The 19,284-nt window shown below is 61.8% G+C and carries 12 protein-coding genes; 8 read left to right on the plus strand and 4 right to left on the minus strand.

Annotated features, from left to right (window positions below):
- Positions 1 to 73 precede the first annotated feature (73 nt).
- Together GV819_RS05885 and GV819_RS05890 are read left to right on the plus strand one after the other, a co-directional pair.
- Positions 74 to 1,795 carry an acyl-CoA dehydrogenase family protein gene (locus tag GV819_RS05885; protein WP_161754398.1) on the plus strand — a complete coding sequence of 574 codons (1,722 nt, stop codon included), beginning with the start codon at positions 74 to 76 and terminating at the stop codon, positions 1,793 to 1,795.
- Between the two features lie 35 nt (positions 1,796 to 1,830).
- Complete coding sequence (locus tag GV819_RS05890) at positions 1,831 to 3,018, plus strand: CaiB/BaiF CoA transferase family protein (RefSeq protein WP_161754400.1); 1,188 nt, start codon at positions 1,831 to 1,833, stop codon at positions 3,016 to 3,018.
- Between the two features lie 13 nt (positions 3,019 to 3,031).
- Here the strand turns inward: GV819_RS05890 and GV819_RS05895 are convergent, their stop codons facing one another.
- From GV819_RS05895 to glnA, 3 genes are all read right to left on the minus strand, one after another.
- A complete protein-coding gene (locus GV819_RS05895) occupies positions 3,032 to 3,538 on the minus strand; it encodes a DUF4124 domain-containing protein (protein WP_178124666.1) in 507 nt (168 codons plus the stop codon).
- Between the two features lie 77 nt (positions 3,539 to 3,615).
- On the minus strand, positions 3,616 to 4,170 hold the full coding sequence (locus GV819_RS05900) for a chorismate mutase (RefSeq protein WP_161754404.1): 555 nt from the start codon (positions 4,168 to 4,170) through the stop codon (positions 3,616 to 3,618).
- A 178-nt stretch (positions 4,171 to 4,348) separates the two neighbouring features.
- Positions 4,349 to 5,755, minus strand: a complete 1,407-nt coding sequence (glnA, locus tag GV819_RS05905) for a glutamate--ammonia ligase (protein ID WP_161754406.1) — start codon at positions 5,753 to 5,755, stop codon at positions 4,349 to 4,351.
- A 330-nt stretch (positions 5,756 to 6,085) separates the two neighbouring features.
- Here glnA and thiI point away from each other — a divergent pair, with 330 nt between their 5' ends.
- Together thiI and typA are read left to right on the plus strand one after the other, a co-directional pair.
- Positions 6,086 to 7,540 carry a tRNA uracil 4-sulfurtransferase ThiI gene (gene thiI, locus GV819_RS05910; protein ID WP_161754408.1) on the plus strand — a complete coding sequence of 485 codons (1,455 nt, stop codon included), beginning with the start codon at positions 6,086 to 6,088 and terminating at the stop codon, positions 7,538 to 7,540.
- Between the two features lie 139 nt (positions 7,541 to 7,679).
- The gene (gene typA / locus GV819_RS05915; protein ID WP_161754410.1) at positions 7,680 to 9,500 is read left to right on the plus strand and encodes a translational GTPase TypA; all 1,821 of its coding nucleotides are present in this window, start codon (positions 7,680 to 7,682) and stop codon (positions 9,498 to 9,500) included.
- A 222-nt stretch (positions 9,501 to 9,722) separates the two neighbouring features.
- On the opposite strand, the gene GV819_RS05920 is transcribed toward typA, so the two are convergent.
- A complete protein-coding gene (locus GV819_RS05920) occupies positions 9,723 to 10,163 on the minus strand; it encodes a YkgJ family cysteine cluster protein (RefSeq protein WP_161754412.1) in 441 nt (146 codons plus the stop codon).
- 266 nt (positions 10,164 to 10,429) lie between these two features.
- On the opposite strand from GV819_RS05920, the gene GV819_RS05925 reads away from it, so the two are divergent.
- The 4 genes from GV819_RS05925 to GV819_RS05940 all read left to right on the plus strand — a co-directional run bounded on the left by GV819_RS05925 (position 10,430) and on the right by GV819_RS05940 (position 19,284).
- Positions 10,430 to 12,880, plus strand: a complete 2,451-nt coding sequence (locus GV819_RS05925) for a glycogen/starch/alpha-glucan phosphorylase (RefSeq protein ID WP_161754414.1) — start codon at positions 10,430 to 10,432, stop codon at positions 12,878 to 12,880.
- 206 nt (positions 12,881 to 13,086) lie between these two features.
- On the plus strand, positions 13,087 to 16,737 hold the full coding sequence (locus GV819_RS05930) for a DUF2339 domain-containing protein (RefSeq protein ID WP_161754416.1): 3,651 nt from the start codon (positions 13,087 to 13,089) through the stop codon (positions 16,735 to 16,737).
- Positions 16,734 to 18,113: a DUF3999 domain-containing protein gene (locus GV819_RS05935; RefSeq protein ID WP_161754418.1), complete on the plus strand. Its 1,380-nt coding sequence runs from the start codon at positions 16,734 to 16,736 to the stop codon at positions 18,111 to 18,113. The genes GV819_RS05930 and GV819_RS05935 overlap by 4 nt, the downstream gene beginning before the upstream one ends.
- Positions 18,114 to 18,273: 160 nt before the next feature.
- The gene (locus GV819_RS05940; RefSeq protein ID WP_161754420.1) at positions 18,274 to 19,284 is read left to right on the plus strand and encodes a class 1 fructose-bisphosphatase; all 1,011 of its coding nucleotides are present in this window, start codon (positions 18,274 to 18,276) and stop codon (positions 19,282 to 19,284) included.

A 19,284-nucleotide genomic window follows, 5' to 3' on the forward strand; every position in this document is an offset into this window, starting at 1 on the left:
GTTGATGAATTTTGTATTAGATACTTATCAATGGCGGCTCTAGTCTCGGCCTACAAAAATCAGGAGATGCGCCATGATCGCCGAGCCTCGCCCTACTGCAGACAGCCTGAATATCCCTGATAGCCGGGGCATCAACCTATTCGAATGTGATGCTGGCCTGGCCGCGTTGCTCAAGGTCTACCTGCCGTCGACGGTCTACCAGCAGTGGTTGCCCACCTTGCAGCGCCTGGGTGCTCGGGCTGGCGGTGAACTGGATGTGCTGGCCCTGTCCGCCGACAAGAACCCGCCGGTTCTGCAACCGCGCACCCGCCGTGGCGAGAACCTGCAAAGCATCGCCAAGCATCCAGACTACGTGGCTCTGGAACGAGTCGCCTACGCCGAACTGGGCCTGGCCGCCATGAGCCATCGCCCCGACAGCCCTGTGCCGTTGATCAAATATGCCCTGACCTATCTGTTCGTCCAGGCTGAATTCGGCCTGTGCTGCCCGGTCAGCATGACCGACTCCCTGACCCGCACCTTGCGCAAGTTCGGCGCACCGGAACTGGTGGAGCGCTACCTGCCGCAGTTGCAGTCGCAGGATTTCGAGCAGCTGTTCCAAGGGGCGATGTTCATGACTGAACAGGCCGCTGGCTCCGATGTCTCGCGCACTGAAACCCGAGCCCGGCTGGAGGACGGCCAATGGCGCCTGTTCGGGGAAAAGTGGTTCTGCTCCAACCCGGATGCCGACCTGGCCATGGTCCTGGCGCGCCCGGAAGACGCCCCAGAGGGCATGGCCGGGGTCAGTTTGTTCCTGCTGCCGAAAATCCTGGCGGATGGTTCGCGCAATCACTACCGGATCCAGCGCCTGAAGGACAAGCTGGGCAGCCGTTCCATGGCGAGCGGCGAGATTACCCTGGAAGGCGCTAGTGCCTACTTGATCGGTGAGGTCGGCCGCGGTTTCCAGCAGATGGCCGACATGATCAACATGTCACGGCTGTCCAACGGCGTGCGGGCGGCGGGATTGATGCGTCGCGGGCTTAATGAAGCGCTGTTCATCGCGCGCCAGCGCCGGGCCTTCGGCAAGCACCTGATAGAGATGCCGCTGATGCAGCGCCAGTTGCTGAAGATGATGCTGCCCACCGAACAGGCGCGCTCGATGTTCATGCAGATCGCCAGCTTGCTGCCCCGGGCCGATGGCGGTGACGACGCGGCGCGCAAGTGCGTGCGAATTCTCACGCCGCTGATCAAGTTCCGCGCTTGCCGGGATGCCCGACGGGTCACCGGCGATGCCATGGAAGTGCGCGGCGGGGTTGGCTACATCGAGGAGTGGAGCGATGCCCGGCTGGTGCGCGATGCACATTTGGGGTCGATCTGGGAGGGCACCAGCAACATCGTGGCCCTCGACATTGCCCGAGCGGTAACCCGTGAACAGGCACTGGAATCCTTGCAAGGCCATCTGGCCGGATTGTTGGCCGAAGCCGATTTGCCCGAGGCCAGCCGCCGGCAGTTCGACTCGGCCCTGCTGCGCACCGTGACCTGCTTCCATGCGGTGGCGCAACAACGCCGGGATGAGCAGGTGCGGCAGGCTGGCAGTGTGCTCTATCACCTGGCCAGTGCGATCTTCATGGCCTGGGAGGCCACGCGTCAGGCACCGGATTATCGCCGCCTGGCCCTGGCGCATCTGGTGCTGGTGCACAAGGTCTTGCCGCGCGATCCCCTGGGCCTGGAGCCCAGCATCGACGCCGGGCTACTGGCGCGCCTGGCCAATGAAAGCCCGCTGTCGCAAGCCGAGGCCCTGCAGTTGCTGCCGGCCTGAATGGCCGGCCCTTTCCGATTTGCCGGAGTACATTCATGACGCTTGCCCAAGGGGCCCTGACGGGCCTGAAAGTCATCGACCTCAGCCGTGTGCTGGGCGGTCCCTACTGTTCCCAGGCGCTGGCCGACCATGGTGCGCAGGTGATCAAGCTGGAGCCGTTGAGTGGCGACGAGACCCGGGGCTGGGGGCCGCCTTTCGAAGGGGTCGATGCTGCGTATTTTCGGGGTATCAACCGCAACAAGCAGGGGATTGCCGTCGACCTGTCCCGTCCCGAAGGGCTGGCGTTGCTGATGCAATTGCTGGAAGACGCCGATGTGCTGGTCGAGAACTTCAAGCCCGGCACTCTGCAGCGCTGGGGGATCGGCTACAGCGAGGTGCTGAGCCAGCGCTTTCCAGGACTGATTCACTGCGCGATTTCCGGTTTTGGCGGTGACGGTCCCCTGGGAGGCCTGCCCGGGTATGACGCGGTGATCCAGGCCATGGCCGGCTTGATGAGTGTCAATGGCGAAGGCGAGGGCGGGCCGCTGCGGATCGGTCTGCCAATTGTCGACATGGTCACTGGCCTGAATGCTCTGGCGGGGATCCTCCTGGCGCTCAACGAGCGTCAGCGCAGCGGCCTCGGGCAGTCACTGGACATCTCCCTGTACGACTGTGGCGTATCGCTGTTGCATCCGCATTTGCCGAACTATTTTGCCTCTGGCAAAACGCCACAGCGCACCGGTAATGCCCATCCCAACATTGCTCCATACGACAGCTATCGCACTGCTGGCGAACCGATCTTCCTTGCGGTTGGCAACGATCGACAGTTCGCCAGGTTGTGTCAGGAACTGGGGGCCAGTGAGTTGCTGGAAGACCCACGCTTTACCGACAACGGCCAGCGTTCGGTCAATCGCCAGGCATTGAAGCAGGCTCTGGAGCATTATCTGGCCGCCCACGACGGTGCGTTGCTAGCGCCGCGACTGATTGGCCTGGGTGTGCCTTGCGGTTCGATCGCCACCGTTGACCAGGTGGTGGCCCATCCCCACACCCGTCATCGAGGGTTGCTGGTGGAGATCGGCGACTATCGGGGCATTGGTTCTCCAGTGAAGCTCTCGCGGACGCCGGCCAGTTATCGCAGTGCGCCGCCGACATTGGGGCAGCACACCCGCGGAGTACTGGAGGGGCTCGGCCTGGATGCGCCGACGATTGCCAAGCTGTTGGCCAGTGGGGTGGTGCGCGGTTGAGGCGTGCGTGGGGTTAAGGTCGACGGGTTCGCAGCAGGGTGAAGGTGACGTCCGGACTCTGCTGCAAGACCCGTTCGCCATCGAGGACCTGGACTGCCAGGCGATGCTGGCCACGGTTGAGGTTCACCAGTTGCAGGCCTGGCCCCGGGCTGGCGCGGCCATAGGGTTTGTCGTCCAGCAACAGGCGTAGGCGATGAGGTGCCTGCAGGCCTGGTTGCAACTCCACCTGCACGCTGAAGCTGCCATTGTTGGCCCGCAAGGCACCGTGCTCTGGCACTCCGCTCAGCTCCAGCCGGGCGTAGGGCTGCTCCGACGTGGGCGGTGCCGCTCGCGGCGTTTCCCGGGGGAGTGGCACAGGGCTCTGGATGCGATTGGGTGCGGGTGTTTCGATTGACTGGTATGCAGTCTTTGGCGGCTGGTCGCTGTAGGCGCGATGGCCCGCGGCATCGGTGTACTGGTAGATCTCGGCAATGGCTGGCAGAGCCGTTATCCACAGCAGGCAAAAGACGGTGACGCGCATGACCTTGATCCTGGCCGCCGGGGCCTTTGCTTGAAAGGCTCCAGCATAGGGCGCAGGGCCGATTGGCCCGGCCGTGGTTAACCTTTGAACACACATAACTCGGCCGTGGCCCGGACCATTGCCAGTTGGCGCAGTGGGTCGTTGCTGCTGGCCCTGTTGGCCTGGGCCAGCCATTGCGGGCATTGAGCGTCACTGCGATGAGGGCTGAAATCGGCCAGTTGCTGCAGCAGGCGTTTTTGTAACTGATCGAGTTGCGGGCGGATCTGCCCAACCAGATCCGCCCGTGGCGTATCAGGCGCCTTGCCTTGCAGATGCCAGGCGGAAAGCCTGGCGTACTGCACCAGCTTGTTGGCTTCGATCTGGGCGGCGAAGAATGGCGCGACCACCTCCTGGTTCAGGTGATAGACGGCGGCCTGGGCTGAGGCCCCGGCAATCACCTGCTGTTCCCTGGAGCGGTCTTCCACGGCTTTGTGGCTGTCCCATTTGCTCAGGGCTACTTGATCGGCAATGTCCAGACGTTCGCCAATGCTGCCCAGCAACGGGGCCAGGGAGGCTGGAGCGTCGGCGGCGCAGGCTGCTGTGGCAAACAGGCTGCAGGTCAGTGTCAGGCATAGCGTGAGGCGTGAGGTCATGGGCGAGCTCGGCTGTTCAATAGAGTGGCGCCCATGATGCACGCAACTGCCCTGGGCGGTGCAAACTTGCGTCCCTGAAAGCGCTCTCGCCACAAAAGCCTTTTGCGCTATTGCAGGCATAAAAAAGGCCTCCCGAAGGAGGCCTTTTGATCACGCGGCTTGCGCCGGCGCTACCGGATCAGCAGCTGTAGTACAGCTCGTATTCCAGTGGGTGTACGAAGGTCCGGACCTTGATTTCTTCTTCGCTTTTCAGAGCGATGTAAGCGTCGATGAAGTCGTCGCTGAAAACGCCGCCTTTGGTCAGGAACGCCCGACCTTTGTCCAGCTCTTCCAGGGCTTCTTTCAGGCTGCCGCAAACTTGTGGGATCTCTTTGGCCTCTTCAGGCGGCAGGTCGTACAGGTTTTTGTCAGCTGCGTCGCCAGGGTGGATCTTGTTCTGGATGCCGTCCAGGCCAGCCATCAGCAGGGCAGCGAAGCCCAGGTACGGGTTGGCTGCTGGATCCGGGAAGCGGGCTTCGATACGGCGAGCGCGAGGGCTGGACACGTAAGGAATCCGGATCGAAGCGGAGCGGTTGCGCGCCGAGTAGGCCAGCATCACCGGTGCTTCGAAACCTGGGACCAGACGCTTGTAGGAGTTGGTCGACGGGTTGGTGAAGCCGTTCAGGGCCTTACCGTGCTTGATGATGCCGCCGATGAAGTACAGGGCGGTATCGGACAGGCCGGCATAACCTTCGCCAGCGAAGGTGTTCTTGCCATCTTTGGCGATGGACAGGTGAACGTGCATACCCGAACCGTTGTCGCCGTACAGAGGCTTGGGCATGAAGGTCGCGGTGCGGCCGTAGGCCACGGCAACGTTGTGTACGCAGTATTTCAGGGTCTGAACTTCGTCAGCCTTGGTGACCAGGGTGTTGAACTTCACACCGATCTCGTTCTGGCCGGCAGTCGCCACTTCGTGGTGGTGAACTTCGATGACCAGGCCCATTTCTTCCATGGCGTTGCACATGGAGGTACGGATTTCGTGGTCGTGGTCGAACGGCGGAACCGGGAAGTAGCCGCCTTTGATACCTGGACGGTGGCCATGGTTGCCGCCTTCCACGTCCTGGTCGGACATCCACGAACCCTGGTCGGAGAAGATCTTGAACATCGAGCCGGAGATGTCGGACTTGAACTTCACCTGGTCGAAGATGAAGAACTCAGGCTCCGGGCCTACGAATACGGTGTCGCCGATACCGGTGGACTTCAGGTACTCCTCGGCACGCTTGGCGATCGCACGCGGGTCGCGGTCGTAGCCTTGCATGGTCGAAGGTTCGATCACGTCGCAGACCAGGATCAGGGTCGGCTCTTCGGTGAACGGGTCGAGTACGGCGGTGGTGTCGTCCGGCATCAGGATCATGTCGGAGGCTTCGATGCCTTTCCAGCCAGCGATGGAGGAACCGTCGAACATCTTGCCTTCTTCGAAGAAGGCGTCATCCAGGGCATCACGGGCCGGCATGGTCACGTGATGTTGAGTGCCCTTGGTGTCTGTGAAGCGCAGATCAATCCATTTGACGTCATGATCTTTGATGAGTTGAACCGACTTCGACATAGTGTCCTCCGGGTGGCTTCGGGCTGGTGTTGGAGTGCCCTTAGAATGTGGGTGATGCCGGCGCGAATACTCTGCCATGGCAACCTGCCTCACAAGGGAGCAAATTGCATGCCAGTGCCCCGAGATGGGTTTTCTGCCCCAAAATCACGCTTTATCGGGCGGTTTTGGCTAAATGCCGGCGTGCGACGCACTGCAATGTAGCGTCTTTGCTGATAAATGACCTGTTTTGGTGCATTGAAATCCTTCTGCACATTAACTGGTCAAACCTTGAGCAATTTCCGCTATAATCCGCGCCCCCCTTTTTCGGCTGGCCCAGCGCGCGCTGTTTTCATGAAACTAATCGTTAAAGTTTTCCCAGAAATCACTATCAAGAGCCGCCCGGTACGGACGCGTTTCATCCGTCAGCTGGCTAAAAACATCCGTGCCGTGCTCCGCGATCTGGACCCGGCTGTGGTGGTCAATGGTGTGTGGGACAACCTCGAGCTGGAAACTGCCGTCAGCGAGCCCAAGGCCCTCAAGGACATGACCGAGCGCCTGAGCTGCATGCCCGGCATCGCGCATTTCCTGCAGGTCGATGAGTACCGCCTGGGTGACTTCGACGACATCGTTGCCAAGTGTCAGCAGCACTTCGGCGACGCCCTGGCCGGGAAGGTCTTTGCCGTGCGTTGCAAGCGTGCCGGCAAGCATGAATTCAGCTCCATGGACGTGGAGAAATACGTCGGCAGCCAACTGCGTCGGCAGTGCGGCGCCGCCGGAATTTCCCTGAAAACGCCGGAAATTGAAGTGCGGATGGAAATTCGCGACCAACGGTTGTTTGTGATCCATAGCCAGCACAACGGCATCGGCGGCTATCCGCTGGGCGCCCTGGAACAGACCCTGGTACTGATGTCCGGCGGTTTCGACTCTACAGTGGCGGCCTACCAGATCATGCGCCGCGGCCTGATGGGGCATTTCTGCTTCTTCAACCTGGGCGGTCGTGCCCATGAATTGGGCGTGATGGAAGTCGCGCACTATATATGGAAGAAGTACGGCAGCTCCCAGCGGGTGCTGTTCGTCAGCGTGCCGTTCGAGGAAGTGCTGGGGGAAATCCTCGGCAAAGTCGACAACAGTCATATGGGCGTCATTTTGAAGCGTATGATGTTGCGTGCCGCGTCGAGCATTGCCGACCGCCTGAACATCGATGCGCTGGTCACCGGCGAGGCGATTTCCCAGGTGTCCAGCCAGACCCTGCCGAACCTGTCGGTAATCGACTGCGTGACCGAGAAGCTGGTGTTGCGTCCACTGATCGCCAGCCACAAGCAGGACATCATCGACCTGGCCGTGGAGATCGGCACCGCCGACTTCGCCAAGCACATGCCGGAGTACTGCGGGGTCATCTCGGTGAACCCCAAGACCCATGCCAAGCGCCATCGCGTCGAGCATGAAGAGAAAGAATTCGATATGGCGGTGCTCGAGCGTGCGATCGAGCGGGCCAAATTGGTGCCGATCGATCGGGTGATCGACGAGTTGGGCCAGGATGTGCAGATTGAAGAAGTCAGTGAAGCGCTGGCCGGTCAGATCGTTATCGACATCCGTCACCCGGATGCTCAGGAAGATGACCCGCTGGAGCTTTCTGGCATCGAAGTAAAAGCGCTGCCGTTCTATGCATTGAACGCCCGCTTCAAGGAACTGGACCCTACGCGCCAGTACCTGCTGTATTGCGACAAAGGCGTCATGAGTCGCCTGCATGCTCACCATCTGCTCAGTGAGGGACATGCCAATGTGCGCGTTTATAGACCGAGCTAAGTGCCCGGGGATGTTTGCCTGTGGCTTGCGTCACCGGCCCCCCGACGCCGCCGTCAAGCTGTAACGGCCAGGCCTGAATCTATTGTTAATCGCTGCCAGCATTTGTCAGCACACCGAATCCTCTGATCGAGATACACAAGTGATCGAAAATCTACGCAACATCGCCATCATTGCCCACGTTGACCATGGTAAGACCACCCTGGTAGACAAACTCCTGCGTCAATCCGGCACCCTGGAGCGCAACGAGCTCAACGACGAGCGCGTGATGGACTCCAACGACCAGGAAAAAGAGCGCGGTATTACCATCCTGGCGAAAAACACCGCCATCAACTGGAACGGCTACCACATCAACATCGTGGACACCCCGGGCCACGCCGACTTCGGTGGTGAAGTTGAGCGCGTAATGTCCATGGTTGACTCCGTGCTGCTGCTGGTCGACGCCCAGGACGGCCCTATGCCGCAAACCCGTTTCGTGACCAAGAAGGCTTTCGAAGCCGGCCTGCGTCCAATCGTGGTGATCAACAAGGTTGACCGTCCAGGCGCGCGTCCGGACTGGGTTCTGGACCAGATCTTCGATCTGTTCGACAACCTGGGTGCTACCGAAGAACAGCTGGACTTCAAGGTCGTCTACGCCTCGGCCCTGAACGGTATTGCCGGTCTGGACCACACCGACATGGCTGAAGACATGACCCCGCTGTACCAGTCGATCGTCGACAACGTACCCGCGCCGGCTGTTGACCGTGACGGTCCGTTCCAGATGCAGATCTCCGCACTGGACTACAACAGCTTCCTGGGTGTTATCGGCGTTGGCCGTATCGCTCGTGGTCGCGTCAAGCCGAACACCCCAGTCGTGGCTATCGACGCCACTGGCAAGAAGCGTAACGGTCGTATCCTGAAGCTGATGGGTCACCACGGTCTGCACCGCGTTGACGTTGAAGAAGCTGCTGCAGGCGACATCGTTTGCATCAGCGGCATGGACTCGCTGTTCATCTCCGACACCCTGTGCCACCCGGACACGGTCGAAGCGATGAAGCCGCTGACCGTTGACGAGCCAACCGTTTCCATGACCTTCCAGGTCAACGACTCGCCATTCTGCGGTAAAGAAGGCAAGTTCGTGACTTCCCGTAACATCAAGGAACGTCTGGACAAAGAGCTGCTGTACAACGTTGCACTGCGCGTTGAAGAAGGCGACTCGGCTGACAAGTTCAAGGTTTCCGGCCGTGGTGAGCTGCACCTCTCGGTACTGATCGAAACCATGCGTCGCGAAGGCTTCGAAATGGCTGTAGGCCGTCCGGAAGTGATCATCCGTCTGGTTGACGGCGTGAAGCACGAACCGTTCGAAAACGTCACCATCGACCTGCCGGAAGAATCCCAGGGCAAGGTGATGGAAGAGATGGGCCTGCGTAAGGGCGACCTGACCAACATGGTGCCGGATGGCAAGGGCCGTGTACGTCTGGAATACAACATCCCTGCTCGCGGTCTGATCGGTTTCCGTAACCAGTTCCTGACCCTGACCAACGGTGCTGGCATCCTGACCTCGATCTTCGACCGTTACGACGTGATGAAGTCCGGCGACATGTCCGGCCGTCAGAACGGTGTTCTGGTATCGGTTGAAACCGGTAAGGCGCTGACCTACTCCCTGGAAACCCTGCAGGCGCGTGGCAAGCTGTTCGTTGAGCACGGTCAAGAGATCTACAACGGTCAGATCGTTGGTCTGAACAGCCGTGACAACGACCTGGGCGTTAACCCTACCAAGGGCAAGAAGCTCGACAACATGCGTGCTTCGGGTAAAGACGAAACCATCGCTCTGGTTCCACCTGTTCGCTTCACCCTGGAACAGGCTCTGGAATTCATCCAGGACGACGAGCTGTGTGAAGTGACTCCTAAGTCCATCCGTCTTCGCAAGAAGATCCTGGACGAAAGCGAGCGTACCCGCGCTGCCAAGAAAGCCAAGAACTGAGTCTTTAGTTCCGGCTGAATAAAAACGCCCCCGGTCGCAAGACCGGGGGCGTTTTTTTTGCTCTGCGAAAAAGCCCGGTTGGCTGCCTGTCAGTGCCCTTGCCGAGCTTGCGTAGCAGCCGTGAAGCGACAGGGCGCGCTACATCTCGCCGGGACGGCCGCACAGCGGCTGCTGTGCAGCCGGCCGCGGCCTCGCTACCGGGCTAAAGGCGCAGGTCGGGGATCAGAAGCGTTCCAGGGTCCGACGGGTGGTGTTGGTCGGGCGTTCCAGTGGCTTAGGCTTGTAGGCGCAATGGCCGGGACGCGGGCCGATCTTCGGATGGTTGCGGCAGGTGTCCGGGCGCTTGTCATAAATGGTGCACAGGCGGCTTTTACGATCCAGATACAGGCAGTCGTTGTTGCTCATGCGCTGCAGGGTGAAGATTTCCGACTTCTGGTTGTAGCGCTCGACGATGCCTTCTTTCTGCAGGCGCTTGGCGATGTTCTTCGCCGGCTCGCCCAGTTCGAACTCATCGACGATGCCAATGCGGATCAGGTCCTTGATCTTCACTTCCACCGGCAGGGTACAGCAGCTGGACATGCAGGAACCGCACATGGGTGCGGAGTACTTGGCCCAGGTATCGAGTCGGTCGATTTCCGCGGCGGCGATCAGAGTGGGCTTCATCAAGGTTGTTTCCGGCATGTTCCAGGGCGCGCGATCATACCGGGACTGGTGGATTTTTGAACAACTTTGTGTCGGATTTTTCTTCATGTCAGGTCGCTCAACGCCTGGCGGCACGGCATCTGCATCTTTTTCCCTGCTGGCGCAGAAGGCTGCCGTTTTAGCCGAGCCATTTGAAATAGCGCCGAACCAGAGCCTTCGCCTCGTGTCAGACCGACTAGGCTCAGTCCACTCCATGCTCACTGTGTATCTCGTCAGAGGTCGTATCAATGACTCAGGAACCCCTTGTTCGCGACGCTGAGGTGGCTGCTTTTCGCGAAGCCGTCTTGACCAAGCTCACCTACGCGGTAGGCAAAGACCCGGATCACGCCTTCGACCACGATTGGTTCGAGGCTATTGCCCTGGCCGCGCGCGACCATATGGTCGACCGCTGGATGGATCACACGCGGCAGATCTACCGCAAGGGCCAGAAGCGGGTGTACTACCTGTCCCTGGAGTTCCTGATCGGCCGCCTGTTGTTCGACAGCCTGAGCAATCTCGGGCTGTTGGAGGTGGCCCGTGAAGCCCTAACCGACCTGGGGGTGGACCTGGAGCGCATTCGTTTGCTGGAGCCCGATGCGGCCTTGGGCAACGGTGGCCTCGGACGCCTGGCGGCGTGCTTCATGGAAAGCATGTCGACCCTGGGCATCGCCGGCCACGGCTACGGCATCCGTTATGAGCACGGCCTGTTCCGCCAGGCCATCGTCGACGGCTGGCAACAGGAGCAGACCGAGCACTGGCTGGATTTCGGCAACCCCTGGGAGTTCGAGCGCCCGGAGGTGATCTACTCCATCGGTTTTGGCGGCAGCGTCGACACGGTGACCGACGAGATGGGTAATCCCCGGCAAGTCTGGTGGCCGGTGGAAACGGTGCGGGCGGTGGCCTATGACACCCCAGTGGTGGGTTGGCGCGGGGCCAGCGTCAATACCCTGCGCCTGTGGCGGGCGCGGGCCATGGAAGACCTGCACCTGGAGCGTTTCAATGCCGGTGACCACCTGGGGGCGGTAGCGGAGGTGGCCCGGGCCGAGAGCATTTCCCGGGTGTTGTACCCGGCCGACAGCACCGAGGCCGGCCAGGAACTGCGCCTGCGCCAGGAGTACTTCTTCGTCTCGGCGTCGTTGCAGGACCTGCTGCGGCGCCACAAGAACATGCACGACTCGGTGCTCAGCCTCGGCGAGCACGCGGCGATCCAGCTCAACGACACCCACCCCTCGATTGCCGTGGCCGAGTTGATGCGCCAGTTGGTGGACCTGCACGGCATCGCCTGGGATGCGGCGTGGCAGATCACCGTGGAAACCCTGTCCTACACCAACCACACCCTGCTGCCCGAGGCCCTGGAAACCTGGCCGGTGGGCCTGATGGAGCGCATGCTGCCGCGGCACATGCAGATCATCTACCTGATCAATGCCCAGCACATCGATGCGCTACGGGCCAAGGGCATGCATGATTTCGACGTACTGCGGGCGGTGTCGCTGATCGAGGAAGACAATGGCCGCCGGGTGCGCATGGGCAACCTGGCATTCCTTGGCTCCCACAGCGTCAATGGTGTGTCCGGCTTGCACACCCAGTTGATGCGCAGCACGGTGTTCTCCGAGCTGCACAAGCTGTATCCCGAGCGAATCAACAACAAGACCAACGGCATCACCTTCCGCCGCTGGCTGTACCAGGCCAACCCGCAACTGACAGGCATGCTGGTCGAGGCGCTTGGTCACGAGCTGTTGGACAACCCCGAAGAGCTGCTGCTGGGGCTTGAGCCTTTTGCCGAAAAACCGGCATTTCGCAAACAGTTCGCCGAACAGCGCTTGCACAGCAAGCGCGCCCTGGCGGCGATCATCCATGAGCGCCTGGGGATTGCGGTCAACCCGGCGGCGATGTTCGATGTGCAGGTCAAGCGCATCCACGAGTACAAGCGTCAGTTGCTCAACCTGCTGCACACCGTGGCGCTGTACCAGGCGATTCGCGCCGAGCCGGAAACCGACTGGGTGCCTCGGGTGAAGATCTTCGCCGGCAAGGCCGCCGCCAGCTATCACCAGGCCAAGCTGATCATCAAGCTGACCAACGACATCGCCCGCACGGTGAACAACGATCCTACGGTACGCGGGCTGCTCAAGGTGGTGTTCCTGCCCAACTACAACGTCAGCCTGGCGGAAAGCATCATTCCCGCCGCCGACCTTTCGGAGCAGATCTCCACTGCCGGGTTCGAAGCCTCGGGCACCAGCAACATGAAGTTCGGTCTCAACGGTGCGCTGACCATCGGCACCCTGGATGGCGCCAACGTCGAGATGTGTGAGCGGGTCGGCGCCGAACACATGTTCATCTTCGGCCTTAGCGCCCAGCAGGTGGAGGCGCGCAAGCGCAATGGTGAATTCAGCGCGGTTGCGGATGTTGCTGCTTCTCATCGGCTCAACGATGTGTTGCAGGCGATCCGCGGCGGGGTGTTCTCGCCGGATGATCCGTCGCGCTACACCGGGCTGGTGGATTCGCTGATCGACCACGACCGGTTCCTGGTCTGCGCCGACTTCGATGCCTACTGGAGCGCCCAGGCCCGGGTCGAGGAGCGCTGGCACGATTCCAAGGAATGGTGGCGCTCGGCGGTACTCAACAGCGCGCGGATGGGCTGGTTCTCATCGGACCGGACCATTCGTGAATACGCAGCGGAGATCTGGAAGGCGCTGGAATGAGCCTTTTGAGAAAATTCTAGAAGTGTCTACAGGGCCCAACGTTTGTTGGGCCTTGTCGATATACTGAGCGCCGCCTTTTATCTCCCTGCTGGTGCCTTGTGCTTCGTGACTGGCTTCCAATAGGGGGTGACCTGCGCCGTCTTGCCGGCGAAAGTGTCAACACGGTTGTACCCGTCCTTCAGTGGACCGCTTAGGGATATCGACACATGCAATGGATGTTCATGCTGTTGGGGGTGGTGCTGGGCTGGATCGTTGATGAATCCTTCAGCGATGCCCTGATTGGCGCGTTCGTGGGGCTGGCCATCGGCCTGGCCTTGCGTCTCGGTGCCCTGCACAAGCAGGTTGCTGATCAGCACCGCGAGCTGGAGCTGGCGAAGAACACCCTGTCCACGCTGGGCCAGCGTCTTGCGTTGCTGGAAACCAGCGGCAGCCCGACTGTCGAGCCCACGTCGCAGCCCTTGGCCACAGCCAGCAGCGCAGCATTCCCCGAGACGGCCACTGGCTTTGCCGAGGCTCCAGAGCTTGCGCAATTGCCTGAATTCATTCTCGACCCCGTCCAGCCGGTAGAGCCTGCTCCCGTCGCTGCCGAGCTGGTTTGGGAATTGCCAGCCGCTGCCCAGTCGGCTGCCGCAGCCGAGGCCAGCCAGCCTGTGCCGGACGCGGTCTGGCAGTCGCAACCGACGTCGCAGGAGGCGCATCAGCCTGCTGCCCCTGTGCATCTGGAACCGAACCTGATCGAGCGTGCCATCAGCGGCGCACGCAACTGGTTATTTGGCGGCAACACCGTGCTGCGGGTCGGCGTGGTGCTGTTGTTCCTTGGCTTGGCCTTCCTCCTGCGTTACGCCACCGAAGGCATGGTGGTGCCCATCGAAATGCGTTACGCCGGAGTCGCGGCGTGCTCCCTGGGCTTGCTGGGGCTGGGCTGGTGGCTGCGTCGGCGCAACAGCAATTACGCCCTGATGCTGCAAGGTACCGGTATCGCGGTGCTGTACTTGACCGTGTTCGCGGCCATGCGCCTGCACCCATTGCTCGACCCTTCCGCTGCGCTAGGGCTGCTGGTGGCGGTGACGCTGTTCTCGGCAATCCTGGCCATTACCCAGGACGCCCTGGGGTTGGCGGCTGCAGCTGCCCTGGGTGGGTTTGCCGCGCCGATCCTCACGTCCACAGGCGCCGGTAGCCATGTGGCGCTGTTCAGCTACTTCGCCCTGCTCAACGCCGGGATCCTGGCCATTGCCTGGTTCAAGGCCTGGCGCCTGCTCAACCTGATCGGCTTTGTCGGTACCTTCGGCATCGGTTTCGCCTGGGGCATGCGCTCCTATGCACCGGAGCTGCTGTGGAATACCGAGCCGTTCCTGATCCTGTTCTTCCTGATGTACCTGGCCATCGGCCTGTTGTTCACCCGGCGCAAGCTGCTGGAGATGAGTGATGCGCCGCAGGACGACAGCCGGCAGGCGCTGCTGCACTGGTCCGCGCGCAAGGGCGACTATGTCGACGGCAGCATGCTTTTCGGTCCGCCGCTGGTGGGCTTCGGCCTGCAGTTGGCGCTGGTCCAGCACCTGGAATTCGCAGCGTCCTTCAGCGCCTTGGCGCTGGGTCTGATCTACATGCTGCTGGCCCGGGTGCTGATGGGTGGGCGCGCTCTGCTGTTGGGTGAAACCTGCCTGGCACTGGGAGTGATTTTCGCCAGCCTGGCGATTCCGCTGGGCCTGGATGCGCGTTGGACCGCTGCCGCGTGGGCGGTGGAGGGCGCCGGAATCTTCTGGCTCGGCCTGCGCCAGCAGCGTCCTCTGGCGCGGGCGTTCGCCTTGCTGCTGCAGGTGGGCTCGGCCCTGGCTTTCCTCAGTGAGCTGAGCCCCGGTGACACCAGCCTGCTGGCCGGTGCGCCGTTGGGCGCGCTGTTGCTCGGGGCTGCGTTGCTGTTCAGTTTTGATCAACTGCGACGGGCCGAGGCGGCCTTGTCGTCGAATTGGGAGCAGGGCATAGCGCCGATCCTGGCAGTGCTCGGGCTGGGCTTCCTGTACCTGTTGGCGCCGCTGTTCTTTTTCACTCAAGGCACCGCCATCAGCTGGGCCCTGGCAGGACTGGTGACACTGTTTGTTGGCCTGCGCCTGCAATCACGGGCGTTCCTGTTCACCGCGTTCGCCATACAGTTGCTGGGCGGCGCCCTGTTCCTGATGCGCCTGCAAGGTGCGGACGCGAATGCCAGTGGGGTGTTCAGTGCTGGCTGGAGCGGCCTGTTGAGCGCGTCGCTGATCGGCCTGACACTGATCGGCGGCATGCTCCTGGCGGCCCGCGATGACATGGTGCGCAGTGACCCGCGCCTGCTGCGTGGCCTGTCGGTGGTGCTGCTGGCGGGGTTGATGATGATCAACCTGGCGGTGTTGTTTGTCCTGCCTTGGCGCACCGCCAGCGGAGTCTGGGCGGCCAGCGGCCTGCTGATCATCTGGCTGAGCCTGTACCTGCAGCAGCGAGCGAGTTTTGTCTTCGGCCTGCTGCTGCAGGTGATTGGCGGCAGTACCTTCCTGCTGGCCGGTTCGAACGGGTTCTTCAGCGATCTGGAGGAGGGCGTGCGGCCTCTGGCCAATGGCGACTTCTGGACGCCGATGGTCCTGGCCCTGGCAGCGTTGGTGGGCGCCTGGCGCTTGCAGCGGGGCAACCACGGCTCGGCATTCGCTGCTTTGCGCCTGGGGCATCTGTCCGATCTGTTACTGGCCTGGGGTGCTTGCTGGTGGGCCTTTACCTGGTTCAAGGAAGTACTGCGTTTTGCTCCGGTCCATTGGCAGGCAAGCCTGTTGTTGCTGATCGCTGCCGCTAGTGTGTTGCTCTGGTCATTGCTGGCGCTGCGCCTGAAATGGTCGTCTCTTGGCCTGCTGTGCAGTGTGCTGATACCGGCCGGGGCCCTGGTGCTGCTGGCATCCTGGGCGCCGCGTTACCACCCGGCGGCAGATCTTGGCTGGCTGGCCTGGAGTCTGCTGTTTGCAGTGCACTTCTTCAGCCTGCGGCGCTTGGCGACATTGCTGCCGGCGCGAGTGCTGAGCGGTGCCCATGTGCTGGGGTGCTGGCTGCTGATCGGAATACTGGCGCTGGAACTGCGCTATGCCCTGCTGCTGTTGTCCGAGCAGTACAACGCCTGGCGCTGGCTGGGTTGGGCGATCCTGCCAAGCCTGTACCTGGTGTTGATGGCACTGCCGCGCAACTGGCCGTGGCCGATTTCCTCCCACTCCAGAGAGTACCGCTTGTATGCCGCACTGCCCCTGGCGGTGTTGATGCTCGGCTGGTTCTGGCTGGCGAATACCTTCAGCGACGGACGCGCCGAGCCGTTGCCGTATCTGCCGTTGCTCAACCCGCTGGAATTGGGACTGCTGTTCTCCCTGTTCGGGGTCTATGTCTGGTCCCGCAGCGCCGTGCAGCAGCTGTCGATTCGTGCCGATCATGCGCAACGTGGCCTGCAGTTGGTGACCGGGGTCTCCCTGTTCGCCTTCTTTACTGTCCTGGTGATGCGGGCGGCTCACCATTGGAGCGGCGTACCGTTCCAGCCGGATGCGCTGCTGGAATCCATGATGGTCCAGGCCGGGTTGTCCATCGTTTGGACCCTGATTGCCCTGAGCCTGATGATTGGCGGGCATTTGCGTCATCGTCGCGAAGTCTGGCTGATTGGCGCTGCGCTGATTGCCGTAGTGGTGGCCAAATTGTTCCTGGTGGAATTGAGCAACCGTGGCGGGCTGGCGCGGATCGTCTCGTTCATCGGGGTCGGCGTGCTGTTGCTGGTGGTGGGCTACTTCGCCCCGTTGCCGCCCAAGCGGGCCGAGGCCGAGCCTGAGGCCGGCAAACCGTTGAATGAAGGAGTGTCGTCTTGAGTCATAAGTTGAACCTGGGCTGGTTGGGGGCCATGGGCCTGTGTGTGGCGTTGTCCGCCGTGGCCCAGGACAAGCCGGGGGACTTTAAGTCCCTTGCACCATTGAGCCTGAGCGGCGAGGGCCCCTGGTATCGCCTCGAGTTGCCGCTAGCGGTGCAACTCCATGCCAGCCAGACCGATCTGCGCGACATCCGCGTATTCAACGCTGCCGGCGAGCCCCAAGCCTATGCCCTGGCTCGTCAGCAGGCGCAGACCAGTGAGCGGCGCAACCTCAGCGACGTGAAGTGGTTCCCGCTGTACAACTCCGAGCAGGCCAGCGACAGCACCCCAAGTGTGCGAGTGCAGTCCACTGCCAATGGCACCCTGGTGGAGGTGCAGCCAGCCACTCAGCTTGAGGCGGGCGAGGAAGTCCTGCGGGGCTGGTTGCTGGACGCCAGTGCGATCAAGGCGCCGTTGCAGCAACTGGTACTGGACTGGACCAGCGAGCGCGACGGTTTCCAGCGTTTCAGCATCGAGGCCAGCGACGACCTGCAGCATTGGCAATCCTGGGGCGAAGGCCAGGTGGCGCGTCTGTCGTTTGCCGACGAACGGATCGAGCAGCATGAAGTGGCCTTGCCCGGGCAGTCGGCGCGCTACCTGCGCCTGTTGTGGAACACCCCGCAGTCGGCACCGGCGCTGATCTCGGCGCAACTGCTGAGCAGCAGCACCAGCAGCCTGCCGTCGCCGCTGGTGTGGTCGCAGCCCCTGGGCGGCAGTACGGCCAAGGCGGGTGAGTACACCTGGCAGTTGCCCATGGGGCTGAATATCGAGCGGGTGCGAGTCGAACTCAAACAGGCCAACAGCCTGGCCCCGGCGACGCTGCATGGGCGTCGCGAGAGCAGCCTGCCGTGGCAGCCACTGGGCAGCGGCCTGCTGTATCGCCTGACCCAGAACGGCCAGGACGTGCAGCAGAACGAGCTGCAATTGCCCGGGCAGACCGTGCAGCAGCTGAAACTCACCGTGGATGAGCGCGGAGGTGGCTTGGGCAGCGAGGCTCCGTCGCTGCAATTTGCCGTGCGTGGCACCCAACTGGTGTTCCTGGCCCGTGGCGCCGGGCCTTACACCCTGGCCCTGGGCAATCCGAGCGCGACGGCGGCGAATCTGCCGCTGGCCACCCTGATTCCCGATTACAGTCCGCAGCGCCTCAAGGAGCTCGGTCAGGCCAAGGTCGAGGGTGCGGCGCAGTTGACGCCGTCCACTGCCGCGACCTCGGCCGCCCCGGTGGCAAGCGGGCCTGACTGGAAGAAAATCGGCCTGTGGGCGGTGCTGCTCCTGGGGGTGCTGGCATTGGGCGCAATGGCGTTCAGCCTGCTGCGCAAACCAGCGATCAAATCCTGATCCCTGTGGCGAGGGAGCAAGCGCCCTCGCCATAAATGCGACTACGCTGAAACCGGCGCCTGAACTCTATCTGCCAGTTCCCTGTCTGAGAGGAGGAAATGCGCCTCGACTCGCGTTAAACTGCGCGGGTTTTTAGCCCCCCATTCCTCCGGAGCCTTCCATGTCCCGCGTTACCCTGAGTCGCTATTTGATTGAGCAGACCCGTAGCAACAACACTCCTGCCGATCTGCGCTTCCTGATCGAAGTGGTGGCGCGTGCTTGCAAGGAGATCAGCCACGCTGTGTCCAAGGGCGCCCTGGGCGGCGTGTTGGGCAGCATGGGCACGGAAAACGTGCAGGGCGAAGTGCAGAAGAAGCTCGACGTGATCTCCAACGAGATCCTCCTCGAAGCCAACGAATGGGGCGGTCACCTGGCCGGCATGGCGTCCGAAGAAATGGACAATGCCTACCAGATCCCCGGCAAATATCCGAAGGGCGCCTACCTGCTGGTTTTCGACCCACTGGACGGCTCCTCGAACATCGATATCAACGCGCCGGTCGGCACGATCTTCTCGGTACTGCGTTGCCCGAACGAGTACCTGAGCCAGAACGAAGCCTTGAACGAAAAGGCCTTCCTGCAGCCAGGTACCGAGCAGGTTGCTGCCGGTTATGCCATCTACGGCCCGCAGACCATGCTGGTGCTGACCCTGGGCGATGGTGTGAAAGGCTTCACCCTGGACCGTGAAATGGGCAGCTTCGTACTGACCCACGAAGACATCAAGATCCCGGAATCCACTCAGGAATTCGCGATCAACATGTCCAACCAGCGTCACTGGGAAGCGCCGGTACAACGCTATGTCGACGAACTGCTGGCAGGCGAAGACGGTCCGCTGAAAAAGAACTACAACATGCGTTGGGTCGCTGCGATGGTTGCCGACGTGCACCGGATCCTGACCCGTGGTGGCTTGTTCATGTACCCACGTGACAGCCGCGAGCCGGAGAAGCCAGGCAAACTGCGCCTGATGTACGAAGCCAACCCGATGTCGTTCCTGGTTGAACAAGCCGGCGGCGCCTCCACCAACGGCCATCAGCGCATTCTCGACATCCAGCCTGAAGGCTTGCACCAGCGCGTAGCGGTGTTCCTTGGTTCGAAAGAAGAAGTCGCTCGCGCGACTTCCTACCACAGCGAGTAA

The organism is Pseudomonas sp. Fl5BN2 (assembly GCF_009908205.1).
GTDB lineage: Bacteria > Pseudomonadota > Gammaproteobacteria > Pseudomonadales > Pseudomonadaceae > Aquipseudomonas.

Coding starts and splice junctions, on each gene's coding strand:
- GV819_RS05925 (WP_161754414.1), top strand. CDS start 10,430: ATGACTCAGGAACCCCTTGTTCGCGACGCTGAGGTGGCTGCTTTTCGC.
- GV819_RS05895 (WP_178124666.1), bottom strand. CDS start 3,538: ATGCGCGTCACCGTCTTTTGCCTGCTGTGGATAACGGCTCTGCCAGCC.
- GV819_RS05930 (WP_161754416.1), top strand. CDS start 13,087: ATGCAATGGATGTTCATGCTGTTGGGGGTGGTGCTGGGCTGGATCGTT.
- GV819_RS05890 (WP_161754400.1), top strand. CDS start 1,831: ATGACGCTTGCCCAAGGGGCCCTGACGGGCCTGAAAGTCATCGACCTC.
- GV819_RS05900 (WP_161754404.1), bottom strand. CDS start 4,170: ATGACCTCACGCCTCACGCTATGCCTGACACTGACCTGCAGCCTGTTT.
- thiI (WP_161754408.1), top strand. CDS start 6,086: ATGAAACTAATCGTTAAAGTTTTCCCAGAAATCACTATCAAGAGCCGC.
- GV819_RS05940 (WP_161754420.1), top strand. CDS start 18,274: ATGTCCCGCGTTACCCTGAGTCGCTATTTGATTGAGCAGACCCGTAGC.
- GV819_RS05885 (WP_161754398.1), top strand. CDS start 74: ATGATCGCCGAGCCTCGCCCTACTGCAGACAGCCTGAATATCCCTGAT.
- GV819_RS05920 (WP_161754412.1), bottom strand. CDS start 10,163: ATGAAGCCCACTCTGATCGCCGCCGCGGAAATCGACCGACTCGATACC.
- glnA (WP_161754406.1), bottom strand. CDS start 5,755: ATGTCGAAGTCGGTTCAACTCATCAAAGATCATGACGTCAAATGGATT.